This is a genomic window from Streptomyces avermitilis MA-4680 = NBRC 14893 (assembly GCF_000009765.2).
Taxonomy (GTDB): domain Bacteria; phylum Actinomycetota; class Actinomycetes; order Streptomycetales; family Streptomycetaceae; genus Streptomyces; species Streptomyces avermitilis.
On record NC_003155.5, the window covers coordinates 6,526,949 to 6,546,679 of the forward strand.

18 protein-coding genes are annotated in these 19,731 nt (G+C 72.1%); 8 read left to right on the top strand and 10 right to left on the bottom strand.

Annotation, left to right across the window (positions count from 1 at the left end):
* Window positions 1-2: 2 nt before the first annotated feature.
* From SAVERM_RS27785 to SAVERM_RS27800, 4 genes are all read right to left on the bottom strand, one after another.
* Window positions 3-944 carry a carbohydrate ABC transporter permease gene (locus tag SAVERM_RS27785; RefSeq protein WP_010986785.1) on the bottom strand — a complete coding sequence of 314 codons (942 nt, stop codon included), beginning with the start codon at window positions 942-944 and terminating at the stop codon, window positions 3-5.
* A 2-nt stretch (window positions 945-946) separates the two neighbouring features.
* Window positions 947-2,284, bottom strand: coding sequence for an ABC transporter substrate-binding protein (locus SAVERM_RS27790; RefSeq protein WP_010986786.1), 1,338 nt, complete (start codon window positions 2,282-2,284; stop codon window positions 947-949).
* Window positions 2,285-2,429: 145 nt separating this feature from the next.
* Complete coding sequence (locus SAVERM_RS27795; RefSeq protein WP_010986787.1) at window positions 2,430-3,641, bottom strand: ROK family transcriptional regulator; 1,212 nt, start codon at window positions 3,639-3,641, stop codon at window positions 2,430-2,432.
* A gap of 470 nt (window positions 3,642-4,111) precedes the next feature.
* Window positions 4,112-5,212, bottom strand: a complete 1,101-nt coding sequence (locus SAVERM_RS27800; RefSeq protein WP_010986788.1) for a mechanosensitive ion channel family protein — start codon at window positions 5,210-5,212, stop codon at window positions 4,112-4,114.
* Between the two features lie 313 nt (window positions 5,213-5,525).
* Here SAVERM_RS27800 and SAVERM_RS27805 point away from each other — a divergent pair, with 313 nt between their 5' ends.
* The gene (locus SAVERM_RS27805) at window positions 5,526-6,062 is read left to right on the top strand and encodes an HNH endonuclease (protein WP_010986789.1); all 537 of its coding nucleotides are present in this window, start codon (window positions 5,526-5,528) and stop codon (window positions 6,060-6,062) included.
* A gap of 154 nt (window positions 6,063-6,216) precedes the next feature.
* Here SAVERM_RS27805 and SAVERM_RS27810 read toward each other — a convergent pair whose 3' ends face one another.
* From SAVERM_RS27810 to SAVERM_RS27820, 3 genes are read right to left on the bottom strand one after another with little or no spacing between them, the layout of a single operon-like run.
* Complete coding sequence (locus SAVERM_RS27810) at window positions 6,217-7,560, bottom strand: FtsX-like permease family protein (RefSeq protein WP_010986790.1); 1,344 nt, start codon at window positions 7,558-7,560, stop codon at window positions 6,217-6,219.
* Window positions 7,557-8,270: an ABC transporter ATP-binding protein gene (locus tag SAVERM_RS27815; RefSeq protein ID WP_010986791.1), complete on the bottom strand. Its 714-nt coding sequence runs from the start codon at window positions 8,268-8,270 to the stop codon at window positions 7,557-7,559. Before SAVERM_RS27815 ends, SAVERM_RS27810 begins: the two co-directional genes overlap by 4 nt.
* Window positions 8,267-8,800, bottom strand: coding sequence for a PadR family transcriptional regulator (locus SAVERM_RS27820; protein WP_010986792.1), 534 nt, complete (start codon window positions 8,798-8,800; stop codon window positions 8,267-8,269). The genes SAVERM_RS27815 and SAVERM_RS27820 overlap by 4 nt, the downstream gene beginning before the upstream one ends.
* Before the next feature lie 170 nt (window positions 8,801-8,970).
* Here SAVERM_RS27820 and SAVERM_RS27825 point away from each other — a divergent pair, with 170 nt between their 5' ends.
* The 3 genes from SAVERM_RS27825 (at window position 8,971) to SAVERM_RS27835 (ending at window position 11,786) form a co-directional block, all read left to right on the top strand.
* On the top strand, window positions 8,971-9,222 hold the full coding sequence (locus SAVERM_RS27825; RefSeq protein ID WP_010986793.1) for a hypothetical protein: 252 nt from the start codon (window positions 8,971-8,973) through the stop codon (window positions 9,220-9,222).
* A complete protein-coding gene (gene malQ / locus SAVERM_RS27830) occupies window positions 9,223-11,445 on the top strand; it encodes a 4-alpha-glucanotransferase (protein WP_010986794.1) in 2,223 nt (740 codons plus the stop codon).
* 101 nt (window positions 11,446-11,546) lie between these two features.
* Window positions 11,547-11,786: a hypothetical protein gene (locus SAVERM_RS27835; protein WP_010986795.1), complete on the top strand. Its 240-nt coding sequence runs from the start codon at window positions 11,547-11,549 to the stop codon at window positions 11,784-11,786.
* 200 nt (window positions 11,787-11,986) lie between these two features.
* On the opposite strand, the gene SAVERM_RS27840 is transcribed toward SAVERM_RS27835, so the two are convergent.
* Window positions 11,987-12,517 (bottom strand): MarR family winged helix-turn-helix transcriptional regulator, encoded by a 531-nt coding sequence (locus tag SAVERM_RS27840; protein ID WP_010986796.1) that lies wholly within the window; start codon window positions 12,515-12,517, stop codon window positions 11,987-11,989.
* Between the two features lie 110 nt (window positions 12,518-12,627).
* Between SAVERM_RS27840 and SAVERM_RS27845 the strand changes: the two genes are divergently transcribed.
* Entirely contained in the window at window positions 12,628-13,737 is a 1,110-nt protein-coding gene (locus SAVERM_RS27845; RefSeq protein WP_010986797.1) for an EamA family transporter, read from the top strand.
* A gap of 55 nt (window positions 13,738-13,792) precedes the next feature.
* Here SAVERM_RS27845 and pepN read toward each other — a convergent pair whose 3' ends face one another.
* On the bottom strand, window positions 13,793-16,366 hold the full coding sequence (pepN, locus tag SAVERM_RS27850; RefSeq protein WP_010986798.1) for an aminopeptidase N: 2,574 nt from the start codon (window positions 16,364-16,366) through the stop codon (window positions 13,793-13,795).
* Window positions 16,367-16,478: 112 nt separating this feature from the next.
* Between pepN and SAVERM_RS27855 the strand changes: the two genes are divergently transcribed.
* Window positions 16,479-17,000 carry a DUF1203 domain-containing protein gene (locus SAVERM_RS27855; protein ID WP_010986799.1) on the top strand — a complete coding sequence of 174 codons (522 nt, stop codon included), beginning with the start codon at window positions 16,479-16,481 and terminating at the stop codon, window positions 16,998-17,000.
* A 41-nt stretch (window positions 17,001-17,041) separates the two neighbouring features.
* On the opposite strand, the gene SAVERM_RS27860 is transcribed toward SAVERM_RS27855, so the two are convergent.
* Window positions 17,042-18,058: an aspartate-semialdehyde dehydrogenase gene (locus tag SAVERM_RS27860; RefSeq protein ID WP_010986800.1), complete on the bottom strand. Its 1,017-nt coding sequence runs from the start codon at window positions 18,056-18,058 to the stop codon at window positions 17,042-17,044.
* Between the two features lie 352 nt (window positions 18,059-18,410).
* Between SAVERM_RS27860 and SAVERM_RS27865 the strand changes: the two genes are divergently transcribed.
* Window positions 18,411-18,932, top strand: coding sequence for a sigma-70 family RNA polymerase sigma factor (locus SAVERM_RS27865; RefSeq protein ID WP_202497517.1), 522 nt, complete (start codon window positions 18,411-18,413; stop codon window positions 18,930-18,932).
* 1 nt (window position 18,933) lies between these two features.
* On the top strand, window positions 18,934-19,686 hold the full coding sequence (locus SAVERM_RS27870) for a hypothetical protein (protein ID WP_010986802.1): 753 nt from the start codon (window positions 18,934-18,936) through the stop codon (window positions 19,684-19,686).
* Window positions 19,687-19,731 lie beyond the last annotated feature (45 nt).

Genomic DNA, 19,731 nt, shown 5'->3' on the forward strand with positions numbered 1-19,731 from the left:
GGTCAGTCACCTGCCTGGATGAGGCCGCCCCGGCGCCGCATCAGGAACGCGGTGAACACCATGGACAGGGCGAACAGCACGAGCGCGACCACACAGGCGGAGCCGTAGTCGAAGCGCTGGAAACCGAGGTTGTAGACGAGCTGGGGCAGGGTGAGCGTCGACTTGTCGGGGTAGCCCGGCTCGAACTGCGTACCGGCGCCCTGGATGACGCCCGACGCGACCTTTCCGGCGATCAGTGGCTGGGTGTAGTACTGCATGGTCTGGATCACGCCGGTGACCACGGCGAACATCATGATCGGCGAGATGTTCGGGAGCGTCACGTACCGGAAGCGCTGAAGGGCCGACGCGCCGTCCAGCTCCGCCGCCTCGTACTGCTCCTGGGGGACGTCGAGCAGTGCGGCCATGAAGATGACCATCAGGTCGCCGATGCCCCACAGGGCGAGCAGGGTCAGGGCGGGCTTGGACCAGGTGGGGTCGTTGAACCAGCCGGGCGCCGGGATGCCCGCCTTCTCCAGGATCGAGTCGACCGGCCCGGTGCCGGGGTTGAGGAGGAAGGCGAAGGCCATGGTGGCGGCGACGGGCGGGGCGAGGTAGGGCAGGTAGAAGAGGGTGCGGAAGACGCCCGTGCCCGTCTTGATCTTCGTGATGAGGAGCCCGACGCCCAGCCCGAAGACGACGCGCAGGCTCACCATGACGAGGACCAGCCACAGGGTGTTGCGCAACGCGGGCCAGAACAGCGGGTAGTGCTCGAAGACGTACGTCCAGTTCTTCGTCCCGCTCCACGTCGGCGGCTTGAAGCCGTCGTAGTGCATGAACGAGAAGTAGACCGTCGAGATCAGCGGATACGCGAAGAAGACCGTGAAGCCGATCAGCCAGGGCGACATGAAGGCGGCCGTCCTGAACGCCGCCCGGCGGCGTTTGGCACGCAGCGTGTACGTGGTCATGGCTACTTGGCCTGCGCGATGTCCGTGTCGATCTGCTTCGCGGTCCCCGCCAGGCCCGCCTTGAGGTCCTTGGCCCTGCCGCTCTCGTAGGCGTAGCCGAACTCCTGGATGGTCACGAGGTACACACCGCCGTTGACGGAGGCGGGAGTCGTGGTCGAGTTCGGGTCGGCGGCGATGTCCAGGAACGTCTTGAAGCGCGGGTCGTACGTCAGCTTCGGGGACTTGAGGGCCGCGAGCGTGGAGGGCACGTTGTGGATGTCGTTGGCGAAGCCGACCACCGCGTCCGTGTCCGTGGTCATGTACTTCACCAACTCCCAGGCCGCGTTCTGCTTCTTGCTGGTGGCGGCGATGCCGGTGATGGTGCCGGTGATGTAGCCCTTGCCGTACTGGTCGGCCCGGTCGTCGGGGACGGGCAGTGGCGCGACCCCGATCTCGAAGTCAGGCTTGGCCTCCTCGGCCATGCCCAGGCGCCACTCGCCGTCCAGCTGCATCGCGACCTGGCCGGTGTGGAAGGGGTGCTTGGGGCCCCACTCGTCACCGAGCGTGGCGCGGTAGGTCTCCAGCTTCTTGTAGCCGCCGAGCTCGTCCACGAGCTTCTTCTGGAGTGTGAACCCGGCCTCGAACGCGGGGTCCTCGGCGACGTTCGACTTGCCGCTCCGGTCGAAGTACGTCGGCGAGAACTGCGCGAAGTAGTGCTCGGTGGTCGATTCCCAGCCGTGGTAGTTCGGCATGAAGCCGAGCTGCTTGTAGGAGTCGCCCTTGGTGAGGGTGAGCTTCTTGGCGTCCTTCTCGAATTCCGACCAGGTCTTCGGGGGGCTGGTGATCCCGGCCTTCTTGAAGGCGGTCTTGTTGTAGTAGAGCCCGTACGCGTCGCCCAGCAGCGGCGCCGCGCAGCGGTTGCCGTCGAACTGGGTGTACTCGTTCATCGCCTTCGGGAAGGTGGTGGCCGGGTCGACGCCCGCCTTCTTGAAGAAGGGGTTGAGGTCGACGAGGGCACCGGAGGAGCAGAACTTGCCGACGTTGTTGGTGGTGAAGGAGGAGATGACGTCCGGGGCCTTGTCACCGCCGGCGCGCAGCGCCTGGTTGATCTTGTCGTCGGTCATGTTGGCGACGATGTCGACGTGGATGTTGGGGTGCGCCTTCTCGAAGCCCGCGACCAGCGACCGCACGGCCTTGACCTCGCCCGGCGCGCTCCACGCATGCCAGAAGTTGATCGTCGTGTCCTTGGACGCGTCGTCGTTCGCGCCGGCGTCGGACTGGCCGGTACAGGCGGTGGCGAGGAGGGCTATCGAGGCGGACGCGGCCAGCGCGACAGCCACCTTTCTGGACATTGCGGGCATGACGGGGTCTCCCTCGGAGGGGCGGGCGGGACGGGGCGAGTGCGGGCTCGGGCTTGGGGGTGATTCGGCGAGAGGTGCGCTCGACGGGAGGTGTACTCGGTGGGAGGTGCGCTCGACGGGAGGTGTGCTCAGCGGGAGGGTGTACTCAGCGGGAGGTGTCGAAGACCTCGTCGCGGGTGGCCGCCAGCGCGCTCTCCAACGCGCCGCGCAGCACGGGGTGTTCGTGGACGTCGCCGACGACGAGGCGCGGCCGGGACGCGGCCAGGTCCTCCAGCTCGGCCTGCACCAGGGCCCGCAGCGGCTCGCCGCCCCTGCTGAGCGAGGTGCCGCTGAGGACGACGAGTTCGGGGTCGAGTACGGAGACCAGCGAGGCGAGACCGGTGGCGAGACCGGTGGCGTACGTGCGCAGCAACTGCCGGTAGGGGCCGTCGTCGTGGCCGGCGGCCCGCTCGACGAGGGTGGCGGCGACCTCGGCGTACGGGCCCGGCGGTATGTCCTCGATGCCGAGCTCGCGGGCCAGCTCGGGTATGGCCTGGGAACCGGCCAGCTCCTGGTAGCCGCCGCTGTTGGCCCGGGTCACCTGGCGGACCAGGGGTGCGCCGGGCACGGGCAGGAAGCCGACCTCGCCGGCGCCGCCGGTCCAGCCGCGGTGCAGCCGGCCGCCGAGGACGAGGGCGGCGCCGAGTCCGCCCTCGTTCCACAGCAGTACGAAGTCCGCGTGCCCGCGCGCCGCGCCCAGCCGCTGCTCGGCGATCGCGACGAGGTTGACGTCGTTCTCGTACTCGACCGGCATCGGCAGTGCGGCGGCGAGTTCGTCGAGGAGGGTGGGGGAGTGCCAGCCGGGGAGGTGGGAGGCGTAGCGCAGCCGGCCGGTGTTGGGGTCGAAGGCGCCGGGGGTGCCGATGACGAGCCGGTGGATGTCGTCCCGGGCCAGGCCGGCGGCCTTCACCGCGCCGTCCAGGGCGTCGGTGACCTGCCGTACGACGGGCTGGGCCGGGCGCCGGCCGGGGGTCGGCAGTTCGTACGCGCCCACGGTCCGCCCGGTGACGTCGGCGACGGCGGCGAGGATGCGCTCGGGGGTGACGTCGAGCCCGGCCGCGTGGGCCGCGCCCGGATTGACCACGTAGAGCTGGGCGTTGGGTCCGGGGCGTCCTTCGCTGGTGCCGGTCATCAGGACGAGCCCGGCGGCTTCGAGGCGGGCCAGGAGCTGGGAGGCGGTGGGCTTCGACAGTCCGGTGAGCTTGCCTATGCGGGTGCGGCTGAGCGGGCCGTGCTCGAGGAGCAGGTCGAGGGCGGCGCGGTCGTTCATGGCGCGCAGGACGCGCGGGGTGCCCGGCGTGCCGGCGGATCCTGCCATGTGTGTCGCCACCTGCCTTTCGACTGCCCAGCTTCCCAGCGTGACCGCCGGGAAGTCCATCGCGAGATCATTGTTAGGAAAGTTTCCTATTGGTGGGAGGAACGTAGGCCGGGGGTGGCGGAGGCGTCAATACCGGCCACGGGCGGGCAACCAAGTCGTTACGTGGCAGCCCGCGGCCGTGCGGGAGATCTCCCCCCTCCCCAGCCGGTGCACGACGGGGCAGACGCGCTCGGCCCGGCGGAAAGGGGCGCGCGGGGGCGCAGTTGCCGGAACGCACGCCCTTTGACCGGCTGAGAGCGCGACGCGCGGAGAGGTGGCTACGGGTTCCCTGTACGCGCGGAGAGGCGGCGACGGGTTCCCCGAACATGCCGAGAGGCGGCGCCCCGTGTGTCCCGGGCGCCGCCTCTCTCGTACGGCCTGCTTCTCTGTAGGGCCTGTTTCTCTCGTACGGCCTGTTTCTCTCGTGCCGCCTACTTCGGCGCGGGGCGCACGGGCGGCGTGAGCGGGGATGCCGCCTCCGCCTGCGGGGACGCCGTGTTCGAGTAGACCGAGGGGGCCGCGACCGTCGCCGTCGGGTCGGGGACCGGGTCCCCGTCCGGCTGGGACGGGAGGCCGCCCACGATGCGGATGTCCGCCGCGTCGAAGGCGCGCTTGATGCGCCAGCGCAGCTCGCGGGCCACGGCTGCAGCCTTGCCCGGCATCGTCTTCGCCGAGACATGGACCACCATCGAGTCCAGCAGGACGCTGTCCAGGCCGAGGACCTCGATCGGGCCCCAGAGGAGCTCGTTCCAGGGCTCCTCCTTGCTCATCCGCTCGGCGACGTCGTCGAGCGTGGCCTTCACCCGGTCCAGATCCTCGGAGGCGCGGACGGTCACGTCCACGCCCGCCGTCGCCCAGCCCTGGGAGAGGTTGCCGATGCGCTTGACCTCGCCGTTGCGGACGTACCAGATCTCGCCGTTGTCGCCGCGCAGCTTGGTCACGCGCAGGCCCACCTCGATGACCTCGCCGGACGCGACGCCCGCGTCGACCGTGTCGCCGACCCCGTACTGGTCCTCCAGGATCATGAAGACGCCGGAGAGGAAGTCGGTGACCAGGTTCCGGGCGCCGAAACCGATCGCGACACCCGCGACACCGGCCGACGCCAGCAGCGGGGCCAGGTTGATCTCGAAGGTGCCGAGGATCATCAGGGCGGCGGTGCCGAGGATCAGGAACGACGCCACCGAGCGGAGTACCGAGCCGATCGCCTGGGAACGCTGGCGGCGGCGCTCCACGTTCACCAGGAGACCGCCGAGCGCCGTGCCGTCGACCCCCTCCGCCGTGCGGCTCATGCGGTCGATCAGCTTGGTGATCGCCCGCCGCACCACCACTCTCAGCACGCCCGCGATCACCAGGATCAGCAGGACGCGCAGACCGATCGCCAGCCACGTGGACCAGTTCTGCGAGACCCAGCTCGCGGCGTTCGTCGCGCTGTGCTGGGCGTCCTGGAGCGTGGCGGTGGCCGGGTCCGTCGTCTGCGAGGGAGACGGGGACGGTGTGACACCGGCGGCCAGTAGGACGGCGGGCAAGGACACGGCAGGTACCTCCAGGTGCTGCGTCTGCCCCCGGCGAAGCGGTCAAGGTCGTCAAGGTCACGGAAATGTCACCGGACGGGCAGACCCACCACACTAACGGGGCATCGTGTGTGGATCGTTGCGATGTTCGAGGGAGAGACCGTGCTCACCTGGGGATGAACGGGGTGTGGTCCCGGGGAGCAAGAAAGGTGTGGTCGAAAACACTCCCAGCCCGTTACCGGGACATGGTGGCGCTTCCACCAGGCAAGAGGGGAGACTGACTGCAGATCGTCCCGGCGCGAGCCACGCGCCGCCGGCGTACAAGGAGGCATCCGTGCCGCATGTCCTGGTCCTCAACGCGTCGTACGAGCCACTCGGCGTCGTACCGCTCCGCCGCGCGCTCGTCCTCGTCCTTGAGAACAAGGCAGTCTGCCTCGAGGAATCCGGCGCCTTCATGCACAGCGCAACCGTTACTGTCCCCGCACCCAGCGTGGTCCGGCTGAAGAGGTTCGTACGGGTCCCTTACCGGGGGCCCGTTCCGCTGACCCGGCGGGCGTTGTTCGCCCGCGACGGCGGCCGGTGCATGTACTGCGGTGGCGTCGCAACCAGCGTCGACCACGTCATCCCGCGCAGCCGCGGGGGTCAGCACGCCTGGGACAACGTGGTGGCGTCCTGCCGCCGCTGCAACCACGTCAAGGCCGACCGCCACCTCTTCGAGATCGGCTGGCGGCTGCGCCACAAACCCGCTCCGCCCACGGGTCTGGCCTGGCGCATCATCGGCACCGGGCATAGGGACCCGCGCTGGCTGCCCTACCTACAGCCGTACGGCGCGGACGACGCGATGGCCCGGATCGACGGCATCTCCGCCTGACGACCCGGGCCTTCGTATTGCCCGCCCGCCTTTGGCCCGCACGCCTTTCGGTCCGGCCCCGGAAGTCCCCTGTGCCCCCGGGGCCGGACCGTCGCGCGTCCGGTGTCGGCCGGGTCCGGTGGCGGCCGGGCCGGACGCATCCCGTGCCGGACAGTCAGGCGTAGCGCAGTTCCGCCGGGTGTACCGAGCGGCGCAGACGCGGCAGGGAGGCCGCCGCGGCGAGCAGGCAGGCCGCGTACACGGCCGGCGGCACCAGCAGCGGCAGCACGGGTATGCCCTCACCGAACGCCGCCGCGTACAAGACGCCGATGCCGATGCCGCCGAGGCCGGCCAGCGCCACCGCGGGGGCGAGCGGCAGGGCGGTCTCCAGGAGCAGGGCCTTGGCCAGGACCGGCCTCGGCACCCCGGCGGCGGCCTGCGCGGACAGGCCCCGGCGGCGCGCGGCGAGCGATTCCGCGGTGCCTACGGCGAGCCCCGCGAGCGTGATCCCCAGGGCGACGAGGATGGCGGCTCCCGTCAGATTGATGCCGGTGGTGTAGAAGGACATGTTGTCGGCGAACATCCGCCTGTCGCGCCCGGTCAGGCCGGCGAGCAGCGTTTGACGGATGCCCACGAATGCCGTCCCGACGACGGTCACCAGCAGGACGGCGGCATGGGTGCGGGCGGCGGCCCACGGGTCGTCGCGCAGCCGTTCCGCCGCGATCAGGGTCGCCGGGTTCCCGGTGCGCGCCGCGAGGAGCCGGCCCGTGAGCCGGGCGGTGGCGCCGGTCAGCCAGACGGCGCCCATACCGGTGACGACCACCACGGTGAAGATCAGCAGCGGGGCCGTGCCGAACCCGCCGAAGGTGCCCGGAGTGATGACGAGGCCCACGGTGAGGAGGACCAGCGCCGCCGCGATGAACGCGAGGCCCGGACCCCGGCCCTTGCCCGGTTGCGGGCGCACCCGGCGCACCCAGCCCAGCGGGGAGGCGATCACCCGACGCAGCGCGAGGGTGCTCACCAGCACGCCCAGCAGCGGTACGGCCACCATGACCAGCGCGAACCCGGCCCAGACCGTCGCCGGCGGATGCTGCCACTGGCTCAGCAGGAGCAGCGCGGCGAAGACGGTGGCGACCACCGAGCCGAGCAGACAGGTGAGCCCCGCCTCCAGGGCGGCGATCCGCCGCACCTGGCCCGGCGTGGCGCCCGCGAGGCGCAGTCCGGCCAGCCGCCGGTCGCGGTGCAGTGCGCCGATGCGGGCGCACTGCCCGAGGAAGCCGAGCACGGGGACCAGCAGGAGCAGCAGCGTGAGGATCACGCCCGAGCGCTCCCCGGGCTGGTTCAGCAGCCCGTTCGCGAGGGGCACGTTGTACTGCCCCCGGAGCGAGACGATCGCCGTCGCGCCCAGGGCGAGCCCCGTGGCGCCCATCGCGCCCACCGCCGTGAGCGCGACCCGCCACCACTCACGCCGGTCGGAGCCGCGGATCAGCAGCAGGGCGAGCCGGAGATCGGTCCTCATCGAGTCACCTCCGCCGACGTGTCGGCCCCGCTCGGGAGGTGTCCGGCGGCGATCACGACCCCGTCCCGCAGCGACACCTCCCGGTCCGCGTACGCCGCCACCTGCGCGTCGTGCGTGATCAGCAGCACCGCCGTGCCGGACTCGCGGGCCGTGTGGGTCAGCGCGGTCATCACCTGCTCCCCGGCGAGGGAGTCGAGCGCGCCGGTCGGCTCGTCCGCGAAGACCGCCTTCGGGCCGGTCACCAGGGCCCGCGCCAGGGAGACCCGCTGTGCCTGGCCGCCGCTCAGCTCGCCGGGCCGCGACTCCTCCTGCCCGCGGACGCCGAACCGCTCCAGCCATTCGCCCGCCCGCTCCTGCGCCGCCTTGCGTGAGGTGCCCGCGAGGAGCAGGGGCAGCGCCACGTTGTCGAGCGCGGTCAGCTCGGGGATCAGCTGTCCGAACTGGAACACCACGCCGAACTCCGTGCGCCGCAGCTCGCTCAGCCGGTTCTCCGGGAGCTGGTCGAGGCGTTCGCCGCCGTAGACGACGGCACCCTCGTCCGGGCGGACTATCCCGGCGAGGCAGTGCAGCAGCGTGGACTTGCCGCTGCCGCTGGCCCCGGTGACGGCGAGGATCTCGCCCGCCCGGAGCTCCACCGAGGCGCCGCGCAGTGCCGGGGTGGAGCCGTGGGCTTTGACGAGTCCCCGGGCCGCGAGGAGTGGGTTGCTCATGCTGCGTCGACCTCCGCGGTCAAAGTGGTGAGCCGGGCGCCTGTGGTGGTCATCCAGCGCAGATCGGCGTCGAGGTGGTTGAGGGCGTAGTCGGCCGAGAGGACGGTCGCCAGATCGGCGCCGGATGCGGTCTTCACGGCCGTGAGCTCCCGCATCCGTGCCATGTGCGCGGCACGCTGTGCGCTCAGGTACGCGGCCGGGTCCCCCGAGGCGAGGATCGCGACGACGACCTTGGCGAAGATCTCGTTCGTCACGAAGGGAGCGGGCGGGGTGATCTCACCGGCCCAGCGGGTCAGCTCCAGGGAGCCGTCGTCGGTGGAGCGGTACAGGGTGCGCTCGGGGCCGCCGTCGGAATCGGTCCCGTCGACCTCGGCGAGACCGTCGCGGACCAGGCGCTGCAACGTCGTATAGACCTGCCCGTAGGCGAGGGGCCGCGCTTGCGGGAACCGCTCGTCGTGCCGCCGCTTGAGGTCGTAGCCATGGCTCGGCCCTGCGGCGAGCAGTCCGAGCAGGATGTGGCGGGTGCTCATGCAGATCATTATGCACTGGATATATGTAGCGAGTGAATAGCGGAGTTCGTGAGAGTCTTTCGTGCACGGTCGGTGACCTGACGCACGTTGTCCGGCCTTGCACGTCTGCAAACGCGTCGACTGGGTAGGGCTGATTTCACCCGCTTCCCGACGACGCCAAGGAGGCCCCCGTGGCCGCATCGGCACATCTTCTGCTCTCGGCCCTGTCCAAACCTGAGGCGGAGCCGTCCGCCGGACCCGAGCACCTGCTGTACGCCTTCAGCGCCGAAGGGGCCGGCGCCGAGGCGCCGCTCACCAGCGAGCCGCCCCTGCCCGACGCCGAGCCCCTCACCAGCGAGCCCCCGCTCGCCGACGCCACCCCCCTGACCAGTGAGCCCACGGCCACGGGTACCGCCGCCGGCCCGGACCCCGCGGGGTTCTAGATGCCCCCGGCCGAGACGGGTGAGAGCGAGACGGACGAACCCGGTGAGGCCGACCGGGCTCATGCGGCCGACGGGATCCATGGCGCCGACGAGACCGATGGGGCCCACGAGGCCCACGGTGTCGGTGAGGCGCCGCTGGCGCGGCTCGCCGCGCTCCATGGCGTTGCCACCTCCTACAGCCCCTCCCCGGGCCGGACGGTCGCCGCTTCGGACGCCGCCGTCACCACGGCCCTCGCCGCGCTCGGCGTCGACGCGGGCACCCCGGACGCCGTACACCGTGCCCTCGCGGCGCGCGAGACGGAGCTGCGCCGGCGGCTGCTGCCGCCGACCGTCGTGTGCTGGGGCGAACAGCCGCCCGCCGCGCTGACCGACCTGCCGGACGGCACCCGCCTGCGCATCGAGACCGAACAGGGCGAGACCCGCGCCTCGGCCGAGCAGCTCCCGCCCGGTGTCCACGCGTTACACATCACCGCACCGGACGGCCGCAGCGCCGACGCCCATCTCGTCGTCGCGCCCGCCCGGCTGTCCGCGCCGCCCGGACGCGCCTACGGACTCCTCGTCCAGCTCTACTCCCTCCTCTCCCAGCGCTCCTGGGGCATGGGCGACCTCGGTGACCTCGCCGAGCTGGCCGCCTGGGCGGGCCGGGCGCTCGGCGCCGGATTCGTGCAGCTCAACCCGTTGCACGTGGCCGTGCCGGGCGACCCCACCGACCCGTCCCCGTACCGCCCCTCCTCCCGCCGCTACCCCGACCCGGTGCACCTGCGTGTCGAGGACGTTCCCGAGTTCGCGTACGTCGACGACCCCGGTCCGGTCCGTACGCTCCTCGACCGCGCCGCCCGGCTGCGCGAATCCGTCCTGCGAAAGGGCGCGTTGATCGACCGCGACGCCGTATGGGAGCTGAAGCGGGAGGCGCTGGAACGCGTGCACGCCGTGCCCCTCGGACCCGGACGGCGCGCCGCCTACGTCGACTTCCTCGCCGAGGAGGGCGAGGCGCTGGAGGACCACGCGACGTGGTGCGCGCTGGCCGAGGTGTACGGGGCCGATGGGCACGGCTGGCCGGCCGGGCTGCGCGACCCGCGCTCGGCCGAGACCGCCCGGGCGCGCGGCGAGTTGATGGACCGCGTCGACTTCCACGCCTGGCTCGCCTGGCTGACCGACGAGCAGCTCGCCGCCGCTCAGCGGGCCGCGCGTGACGCGGGCATGGCGGTCGGACTCGTGCACGACCTCGCGGTCGGCGTCCATCCCGTCGGCGCCGACGCCTGGGCGCAGCAGGAGTACTTCGCCGCGGGCATGTCGGTGGGCGCCCCGCCCGACGCCTTCAACGCGCTCGGCCAGGACTGGGGCCTGCCGCCCTGGCGACCGGACCGCCTCGCCGAGTCCGGCTACGCCCCGTACCGCCGTCTGCTCCGCGCCCTCTTCCGATACGCGGGCGCCCTGCGCATCGACCACGTGATGGGGCTGTTCCGGCTGTGGTGGGTGCCGCAGGGGCGGCCGCCCACGGAGGGAACGTACGTCCGGTACGACGCCGAGGCGATGCTCGCGATCCTCGTCCTGGAGGCATCGCGCACCGGGGCACTGGTGATCGGCGAGGACCTCGGCACGGTCGAACCCGGGGTGCGCGAGACGCTGCACGCGCGCGGCGTGCTCGGCACGTCGGTGCTGTGGTTCGAACGGGACTGGGAGGGGGACGGGCTGCCGCTGCCGCCCGAGCGCTGGCGCGCGGACTGCCTGGCCACCGCCACCACCCACGACCTGCCGCCGACCGCCGCCCGGCTCACCGGCGCGCACGTCGAACTCCGCGACCGTCTCGGCCTGTTGGCCCGGCCGCTGGAGGAGGAGCGGGCCGCGGCGGCGGCGGACACGGCGGAATGGCTGGCCCTGCTGGCCCGGCTCGGACTGCTCAAGGGTGCGAGCGGGGGCATCTGCTCGGTGTCCGAGGAGGCCGAGATCCAGGCCGTGCACGCCTTTCTGCTGCGCACCCCGGCCCGGCTGGTCGGCCTGTGGCTGCCGGACGCGGTGGGCGACCGGCGCCCGCAGAACCTGCCGGGTACGTGGGACCAGTATCCGAACTGGCGTCTGCCGATCGCCGATGCGCGGGGCCGTCCGGTGACGCTGGAGGAGCTGGCGGCCGCGCCGCGGTTGCACGCGTTGGTGGATGTGCTGCGGGGCCTTCCGGCGGGGGGCGGGGCGCCGGGCGGCGCGAGGTGCGGGGAGCGGGGCTGAGGTCGGGGGAGGGGCGCGGCGGCGGGTCTTGCGCGGTTCCCCGGTCTCCCGAACGGCACCCCGGGCGCGCGGTTCGTTCGGGCGTTCGCTACGTTGGCACCGTGGACAAGAAGAACGCCCTGCGCGCCGGCGCCCTGGCTGCCGGTACGACGCTGATGATGCTGCTCATGTCGTCCCCCGCGCTCGCGGTGGTCCGCGACGACGGCGACGACCCCGGCCCGGGGCTGAGCGTGATCGACACGCTGGGTCTCTTCGTCGCGGCACCGATCGTGCTGTTCGTGGTCATCGCCGGTCTCGTGATCGTCGGCGAGAAGTCCCACAAGCAGCCGAAGCAGGGCTGACGACTCACCACCCTTCTCACTTCCGTCGAGGGAGCCCGCGCACCCAAGGGTGCGCGGGCTCCCTCGACGCGTTTCACCCCGGCGTGCGCGCCGGGCGGCCCCGGCGCCGACGGAAGCCCCGGCATGTCGGCATCAGGAGGCCATCTACGTCGCCTGGGCGGCGCACGCTCGCGACGCCGCTCAGGTCGAGGCGGCGCTGGTCAGTTCCCTGGGGCGGGGCTGACGGTTCCGGCGAGCAACTGACGCAGCAGGTCGGCCAGTTGGCCGGCCTGCTGCGCGTCGAGGGCGTCGAGCGCCTCCGTCTGGACGGCGAGCCCGGCCTCCACCGCCTCGTCGATCAGCCGGAACCCCTCGTCCGTGAGCGTCACCTGGAGCCCGCGCCGGTCGTGCGGGTCGGGGGAGCGGCGCAGCAGCCCCGCCCGTTCCAGCTTGTCCAGGCGGCCGGTCATCCCGCCGGTGGTGAGCATCAGCGTCGCCGAGAGCTGGCGGGGCGAGAGGGTGTACGGCTCGCCGGAACGGCGCAGGGTCGCCAGCACGTCGAACTCGCCGCGCGAGATCCCGAACCGCTCGTACGCCTTCTCCATCCGGTCGCCCATCGTCCGCGAGAGCCGGAAGACGCGCCCGAAGACCTCCATCGCGGCGGTGTCGAGGTCCGGCCGGGCGGCGGCCCACTGCTCGATGATCGCGTCGACGGGGTCCTTGGGGGGTGTGATCGGGCGGCTCGCGTTCATGGAGGGAGTATCCGTCGCCGTTCGGTCACCCGCAAGAAAGTGGGTTGCCAGTAAGTAGCTTAGCGCTAAGCTACTTACCGCCAGTCCATATCGACCGAGGGTGTGCCCAGATGACCAAGAACGGCTCCACGCGTGCCCCGCTCATAGCGCTCACCGCGCTCGCCCCCGTCTCCTGGGGCAGCACCTACGCCGTCACCACCGAGTTCCTGCCGGCGGACCGTCCGCTGTTCACGGGCCTGATGCGCGCCCTGCCCGCCGGGCTGCTCCTGCTCGCCCTCGCCCGGGTGCTTCCGCGCGGCGCCTGGTGGTGGAAGTCGGCGGTGCTGGGTGCGCTGAACATCGGCGCCTTCTTCCCGCTGCTGTTCCTCTCCGCGTACCGGCTGCCCGGCGGCATGGCGGCGGTCGTGGGCTCGGTGGGTCCGCTGTTCGTGGCCGGGCTGGCGGCGGCGCTGCTCAGTGAGCGACCGACCGTTCGTACGCTGTTGACCGGTATCGCGGCGGCCCTGGGTGTCAGCCTGGTCGTGCTGAAGGCGGCCGGCGCGCTCGACCCCCTCGGTGTGCTCGCCGCCCTCGCCGCCACCGCCTCCATGTCCACCGGCACCGTGCTCACCAAGCGGTGGGGGCGCCCGGCCGGGGTCGGCCCGCTGGCCCTGACCGCCTGGCAGCTCACCGCGGGCGGACTGCTGATCGCCCCGATCGCCCTGCTCGTCGAGGGGACGCCGCCCGCGTTGGACGGCCGGGCGATCGGCGGCTACCTCTATCTCGCGCTGGCGAACACGGCGGTGGCGTACTGGCTCTGGTTCCGCGGCATCGGCCGGCTCACCGCGACCCAGGTCACCTTCCTCGGCCCGCTCTCCCCGCTCACCGCGGCCGTCATCGGCTGGGCCGCCCTCGGCCAGGCGCTGACGCCGGTGCAGCTGGCGGGCATGGCCGTGGCCTTCGGCGCGACGGTCTTCGGCCAGCTCAGGCCCCGCGCCCAGGACCGACGCCGACACCGTGAAACCACGGCGGTTCCGCTGGACGCCGGGCCGAACTCGAACGCCGCAACCACCGCGCCGGGCGCGGCCGCTGTGCCGGGCGCGCCGACGGCGACCGCTGCGCCGAGTGTGCCGACGGCGACTGCCGCGCCGACTGTGCCGGGTGCGACCGCTGCGCCGAGCGCGCCGACCGCGCCGACCGCGACCACCGCAACGACCGCGACCACCCCCAACGGCTCCTGAGCGCGGCAGAGGGCGCCCGGCGGGATGCCGGGCGCCCTCGTTCACGTAACTCCGGTTACGCCGCGGCCGCGTCCGCCGCCTGCGCCTTCAGGGCCCGCTCCACGCCCGACCGGGACTCCGAGACCAGCCGCCGCAGTGCCGGGCTGGGGTCGGCCGAGGCCAGCCACTCGTCCGTCTTCCTGAGCGTCTCCTCCGAGACCTGGACCGCCGGGTAGAGCCCGACCACGATCTGCTGCGCCATCTCGTGCGAGCGCGAGTCCCACACGTCCTTGGCCGCCGCGAAGTACTTGTCCGTGTACGGGGCCAGCAGCTCACGCTGGTCGGTCTGCACGAAGCCCGAGATCACCGCCTCCTGCACGGCGTTCGGCAGCTTGTCCGACTCGACGACCGAGGCCCAGGCCTCCGCCTTCGCCTCCTCGGTCGGCCGCGCGGCCCGGGCGGTCGCCGCGTGCCGCTCACCGGCCGCCGTGCGGTCCCGCTCGTACTCGCCGGCGATCTCCGTCTCGTCGTACCGGCCCACGGCCGCGAGCCGCTCCACGAACGCCCACCGCAGCTCGGTGTCGACGGCCAGGCCCTCGATCGTCTGCGTGCCCTCCAGCAGCCCCTCCAGCAGGTCCAGCTGCTCCGGCGTACGCGCGGTCGCCGCGAAGGCACGCGCCCAGGCCAGCTGGTGGTCGCTGCCCGCCTCGGCCGCGCGCAGATGCGCCAGCGTGGCGTCCGTCCAGCGGTTCACCAGGTTCTCGCGGGCGGCCGGGTCGGCGTACAGCTCGATCGCCAGCTTCACCTGGCGGTGCAGCGACTGCACGACACCGATGTCGGACTCCTTGCCGATGCCCGACAGGACCAGGGACAGGTAGTCGCGGGTCGCCAGCTCGGCGTCACGCGTCATGTCCCAGGCCGAGGCCCAGCACAGGGCGCGGGGGAGGGAGGCCTCGAAGTCACCGAGGTGCTCCGTCACGAACGCGAGGGACTCCTCGTCGAGGCGGACCTTCGCGTACGACAGGTCGTCGTCGTTGAGCAGGACCACCGACGGACGGCGCTTGCCGACCAGCTGCGGAACGGCGGTCAGCTCACCGTCCACGTCCAGCTCCACCCGCTCGCCGCGCACGACCTTGCCGCTCGCCTCGTCGAGGTCGTACAGGCCGACCGCGATGCGGTGCGGCCGCAGCGTCGGCTCGCCCTTGGCACCGGCGGGCAGGGCCGGCGCCTCCTGGCGAATGGCGAACGAGGTGATGACACCGTCCGCGTCGGTGGCGATCTCAGGACGCAGGATGTTGATACCGGCCGTCTGGAGCCACTTCTCCGACCAGTTCTTCAGGTCACGGCCGCTGGTCTCCTCCAGCGCCCCCAGCAGATCGCTGAGCCGCGTGTTCCCGAACGCGTGACGCTTGAAGTACGCCTGCACGCCCGCGAAGAACTCGTCCATGCCGACATACGCGACGAGCTGCTTCAGGACGCTGGCGCCCTTGGCGTACGTGATGCCGTCGAAGTTGACGAGCACGTCGTCGAGGTCGTTGATCTCGGCCATGATCGGGTGGGTGGAGGGCAGCTGGTCCTGCCGGTACGCCCACGTCTTCATGGAGTTGGCGAAGGTGGTCCAGGAGTGCGGCCAGCGCGAGCCGGGCGCATACGCCTGGCAGGCGATGGACGTGTACGTGGCGAACGACTCGTTCAGCCACAGGTCGTTCCACCACTCCATGGTCACGAGGTCGCCGAACCACATGTGGGCCAGCTCGTGCAGGATCGTCTCGGCGCGCACCTCGTACGCGGCGTCGGTCACCTTGGACCGGAACACGTACTGGTCGCGGATGGTGACGGCGCCGGCGTTCTCCATCGCGCCCGCGTTGAACTCCGGCACGAAGAGCTGGTCGTACTTGCCGAAGGGGTACGCGTAGTCGAACTTCTCCTGGAACCAGTCGAAGCCCTGCCGGGTGACCTCGAAGATCGCGTCGGAGTCGAGGAACTCGGCGAGCGAGGGCCGGCAGTAGATGCCGAGCGGAACGGACTGGCCGTCCTTCTCGTACACGCTGTGCACCGAGTGGTACGGCCCGACGATGAGCGCCGTGATGTACGTGGAGATCCGCGGCGTCGGCTCGAAGACCCAGGTGTCGTCCGTGGGCTCGGGCGTCGGCGAGTTGGAGACGACGGTCCAGCCGCTCGGCGCCTTCACGGTGAACTGGAAGGTCGCCTTCAGATCGGGCTGCTCGAAGGAGGCGAAGACCCGGCGGGCGTCCGGCACCTCGAACTGGGTGTAGAGATAGGCCTGCTGGTCGACGGGGTCGACGAAGCGGTGCAGACCTTCACCCGTGTTGGTGTAAGCGCAGTCCGCCACGACGCGGAGCACGTTGCGGCCCGCCAGCAGGCCCGCAAGCGCGATCCGCGAGTCCTTGAAGACCTCGGCCGGGTCGAGCGTGTCGCCGTTGAGGGTCACCTCGTGGACCGTCGGCGCCACCAGGTCGATGAAGGACTCCGCGCCGGTCTCGGCGGAGTCGAAGCGCACCGTGGTCACGGACCGGTAGGTGCCGCCCTCCTGCGCGCCGGAGAGGTCGAGATCGATCTCGTACGAGTCAACGGTGAGCAGCTGCGCCCGCTGCTGCGCCTCTTCGCGGGTCAGGTTTGTGCCAGGCACGCGGTCATCTCCTCGTTATGTGTGGGTTGCGTCATCCTTCCACGGGAGCTGCACGGAATGCGATGTCCGTTTCCCGCCGGTGCCCGGACGGCGCGGGCGCGAGCCTGGACGCATGACGACGTACCCGACGCACACGGCACGCACGACGTACACCGCACGCCCGATCGGGCCGAGCGCCCTGAAGGAACTCCGCGACACCGACGACGCGGGCCGCCCCCGCGTACCGTTCACCGACGACGAGGGCGGTGCCCCGCTCCGCTGCTGCCTGCGCCGCAGCGAACCGGGCGAGCACATCGTCCTCGTCTCGTACGCCCCGCTGCGCCGCTGGGCCGCCGAGACGGGCGCCGAGCCGGGGGCGTACGACGAGCGGGGGCCGGTCTTCATCCATGCGGCCGAGTGCGAGGGACCGGCCGGGGACGGCCACCCGTTCACCGGCGCCCACCGCACCGTCCGCCGCTACTCCGCCGACGGCCGGATCCTCGGCGGCCGTCTCGTGGAGGTCCCGGACGCGGCCGCCGCCGACCAGGCCTTCGACGAAGCCTTCGCGGAGGCCTTCGGCGACCCTGAGACGCGGCTCGTCCATGTGCGGGCCGTGGAATACGGCTGCTTCCTGTACGAGGTGCGCAGGCCCTGACGCGGCCGGCCGACCTCAGCCGCACAAGCGACAGGCGGGCGTCAGCCCTTCAGCTCGGCCGCCACCAGCTCCGCGATCTGTACGGCGTTCAGCGCGGCGCCCTTGCGGAGGTTGTCGTTGGAGATGAACAGCGCGAGGCCGTTGTCGACGGTCTCGTCCGCGCGGATGCGGCCCACGAACGAGGGGTCCTTGCCGGCCGCCTCCAGGGGCGTCGGGATCTCCGAGAGGGCCACGCCCGGCGCGCCGCCCAGCAGCTCCGTCGCGCGCTCCACGGACAGCGGACGCGCGAAGCGGGCGTTGACCTGGAGGGAGTGGCCGGAGAAGACCGGGACGCGGACGCAGGTGCCGGAGACCTTGAGGGCCGGGATCTCCAGGATCTTGCGGGACTCGTTGCGGAGCTTCTGCTCCTCGTCGGTCTCGTGCAGACCGTCGTCGACGAGGGAGCCGGCGAGGGGCACGACGTTGAAGGCGATCGGGCGCTGGTAGACCTGCGGTTCGGGGTAGTCGACCGCCTCGCCGTCGTGCGTGAGCTTGTCCGCGTCGGCGATCACCTTCTGCGCCTGGCCGTGCAGCTCCGCCACGCCCGCGACGCCGGAACCGGACACCGCCTGGTAGGTGGCGACGATCAGCGCTTCGAGGCCCGCCTCCTCGTGCAGCGGCTTCAGCACCGGCATCGCGGCCATCGTCGTGCAGTTCGGGTTGGCGATGATGCCCTTGGGGCGGTCCGCGATCGCGTGCGGGTTCACCTCGGCGACCACCAGGGGTACGGCCGGGTCCTTCCGCCACGCCGAAGAGTTGTCGATCACGACCGCGCCCTGGGCGGCGACCTTCTCGCACAGCGCCCTGGACGTGGCGCCGCCCGCGGAGAAGAGCACGATGTCCAGGCCCGTGTAGTCGGCCGTGGAGGCGTCCTCCACCGTCACACCGTCGACGACCGACCCGGCCGAGCGGGCCGAGGCGAACAGGCGCAGCTCGGTGACCGGAAAGTCCCGCTCCACGAGGATCCTGCGCATGACCGTGCCGACCTGACCGGTGGCTCCGACGATTCCGACCCTCACGGTGACTCCCTTTGCGTGCGTATGACGTGGTCCAGCCTTTACATCATGCGTCTGACCGGTGGCCGCGTGTCCAATCCTTTCCCGTCCCGCCCGAGGAGTGGGACGCGCCACGCACGGCGGCCGGGCCCCGATCCTGCGGCGGCCGGGCGGCCCGCCTCGAAGATATGCGCCCGTCGGCCGCCCCGCACCGGAAGCCGTACGGAGCGGCCGTACCGTCGTCGTCCGGACCTGTGTGCCGGTGTGACGTACGCCTCTGCCACCGATCCGGAAACCGGGCCGAACGGCGCCGAACGTTTCCGGCGCCTGCGGCGTCATAGGGGAAACGCGGGGAGGGGTGGCTGTGCTGCGCAGAATGGCGCGCCGTGCCCAGGGGGCGTACGCCGGTGCGGACGATCCCCTGGACGCGGCTCAGGAACGGCGGGTGCGAGCGGTGCTCGCGCTCGGCGGGGTGCCGCAGGCGGACCTGCCGGACGGGGTGCAGCAGGTCCGTCTGCGGCTGCTGGAGCGGGTGGCCCGCGGGGACGAGGCACCGCGTGACGTCTCCGCGTGGGCGGCCGTGGTCGCCTCCAATCTGGCGATGGACTGGCACCGGGCCAAGCGCCGCCAGGAGCGGCTGGGGGAGCGCCTGGCCTCGCTGCGGCAGCTGGAGCACCCCTCCGGCGAGGACTCCAGCGTGCTCTCGCTCGCCGTCGCGCAGGGCCTGGACGAGCTGCCCGACGCCCAGCGCCAGGTCCTCGTCCTGCGCTTCTACGCCGACCTGCCCGTGCGCGGGATAGCCGAGGAGCTCGGCATCCCCGAGGGCACGGTCAAAAGCAGGCTGCACACGGCGGTCCGCGCCCTGCGCGACCGTCTGCACGAGGACGAGGTGGTGTGACGTGGCCGAGAACGAGAGCGACGCGGGCGAGCGGGCCGTGGACGCGCTGATGGCCGCGATCACCGACGAGCCGCTGCCCGCGGGGGCGGAGACCGACGGTGCGCTGATGGCGGAGCACCGGGCGGCGCTGGCGGACGTGGCGGTGCTGCGGGAGCAGCTGGGGATCATCGGAGCCGCGCTCGCGGAGCCGGAGGGAGCAGCGGAACGGCCGGCACCGGTACCGGCGCCCAGGGAGCACGCGGGCCGTCCCCCGGGCCGTCCCGGCAGGCGCTCCCGGCGCCCCGCCGCCCGGGCCGTCGCCTTCGGCACCCTGGTCGCGGCCGCCGTCGCCGGTGCCGTCGTCGGGATGGGATGGCTCGCCGCGTCCGGCGGGGACGGGGTCTCCGCCGACTCGAAGGCGAGCGGCGGGAAGGCGGACGCCTCGTCCCGGACCGCGCCGGGGTACGTCGCCTGTGCCCGGCTCATCGTCGAGGGGACGGTGGCGGACGTGGAGCCGGTGCCCGGTGCCGACCAGGACCGCATCGCCCTCGCCGTCGACCGCTACTACAAGCCCGCCGCCGGCAAGGACCAGGTCACCTTCGTGATGGACCACGACGTCGACCCACGGCTCCACCAGGGCGACCACGTGCTGATCGGCATCCCGCGCGACTCCGCGGTGCCCGACATCTGGACCACGGGCGAGAAGGACATCGCCCATGAACGCGCCTGGATCCGCAAGGCGTTGCCCGAGTCGCGGAACCTCATCTGCGAATGAGAAAGGGGCGGGCGCCCGTTCCCGGACGCCCGCCCTCAAGACCGC

Coding starts and splice junctions, on each gene's coding strand:
- SAVERM_RS27785 (WP_010986785.1), bottom strand. CDS start 944: ATGACCACGTACACGCTGCGTGCCAAACGCCGCCGGGCGGCGTTCAGG.
- SAVERM_RS27790 (WP_010986786.1), bottom strand. CDS start 2,284: ATGCCCGCAATGTCCAGAAAGGTGGCTGTCGCGCTGGCCGCGTCCGCC.
- SAVERM_RS27795 (WP_010986787.1), bottom strand. CDS start 3,641: ATGGCAGGATCCGCCGGCACGCCGGGCACCCCGCGCGTCCTGCGCGCC.
- SAVERM_RS27810 (WP_010986790.1), bottom strand. CDS start 7,560: ATGAGGACCGATCTCCGGCTCGCCCTGCTGCTGATCCGCGGCTCCGAC.
- SAVERM_RS27815 (WP_010986791.1), bottom strand. CDS start 8,270: ATGAGCAACCCACTCCTCGCGGCCCGGGGACTCGTCAAAGCCCACGGC.
- SAVERM_RS27820 (WP_010986792.1), bottom strand. CDS start 8,800: ATGAGCACCCGCCACATCCTGCTCGGACTGCTCGCCGCAGGGCCGAGC.
- malQ (WP_010986794.1), top strand. CDS start 9,223: ATGCCCCCGGCCGAGACGGGTGAGAGCGAGACGGACGAACCCGGTGAG.
- SAVERM_RS27840 (WP_010986796.1), bottom strand. CDS start 12,517: ATGAACGCGAGCCGCCCGATCACACCCCCCAAGGACCCCGTCGACGCG.
- SAVERM_RS27845 (WP_010986797.1), top strand. CDS start 12,628: ATGACCAAGAACGGCTCCACGCGTGCCCCGCTCATAGCGCTCACCGCG.
- SAVERM_RS27855 (WP_010986799.1), top strand. CDS start 16,479: ATGACGACGTACCCGACGCACACGGCACGCACGACGTACACCGCACGC.
- SAVERM_RS27865 (WP_202497517.1), top strand. CDS start 18,411: ATGGCGCGCCGTGCCCAGGGGGCGTACGCCGGTGCGGACGATCCCCTG.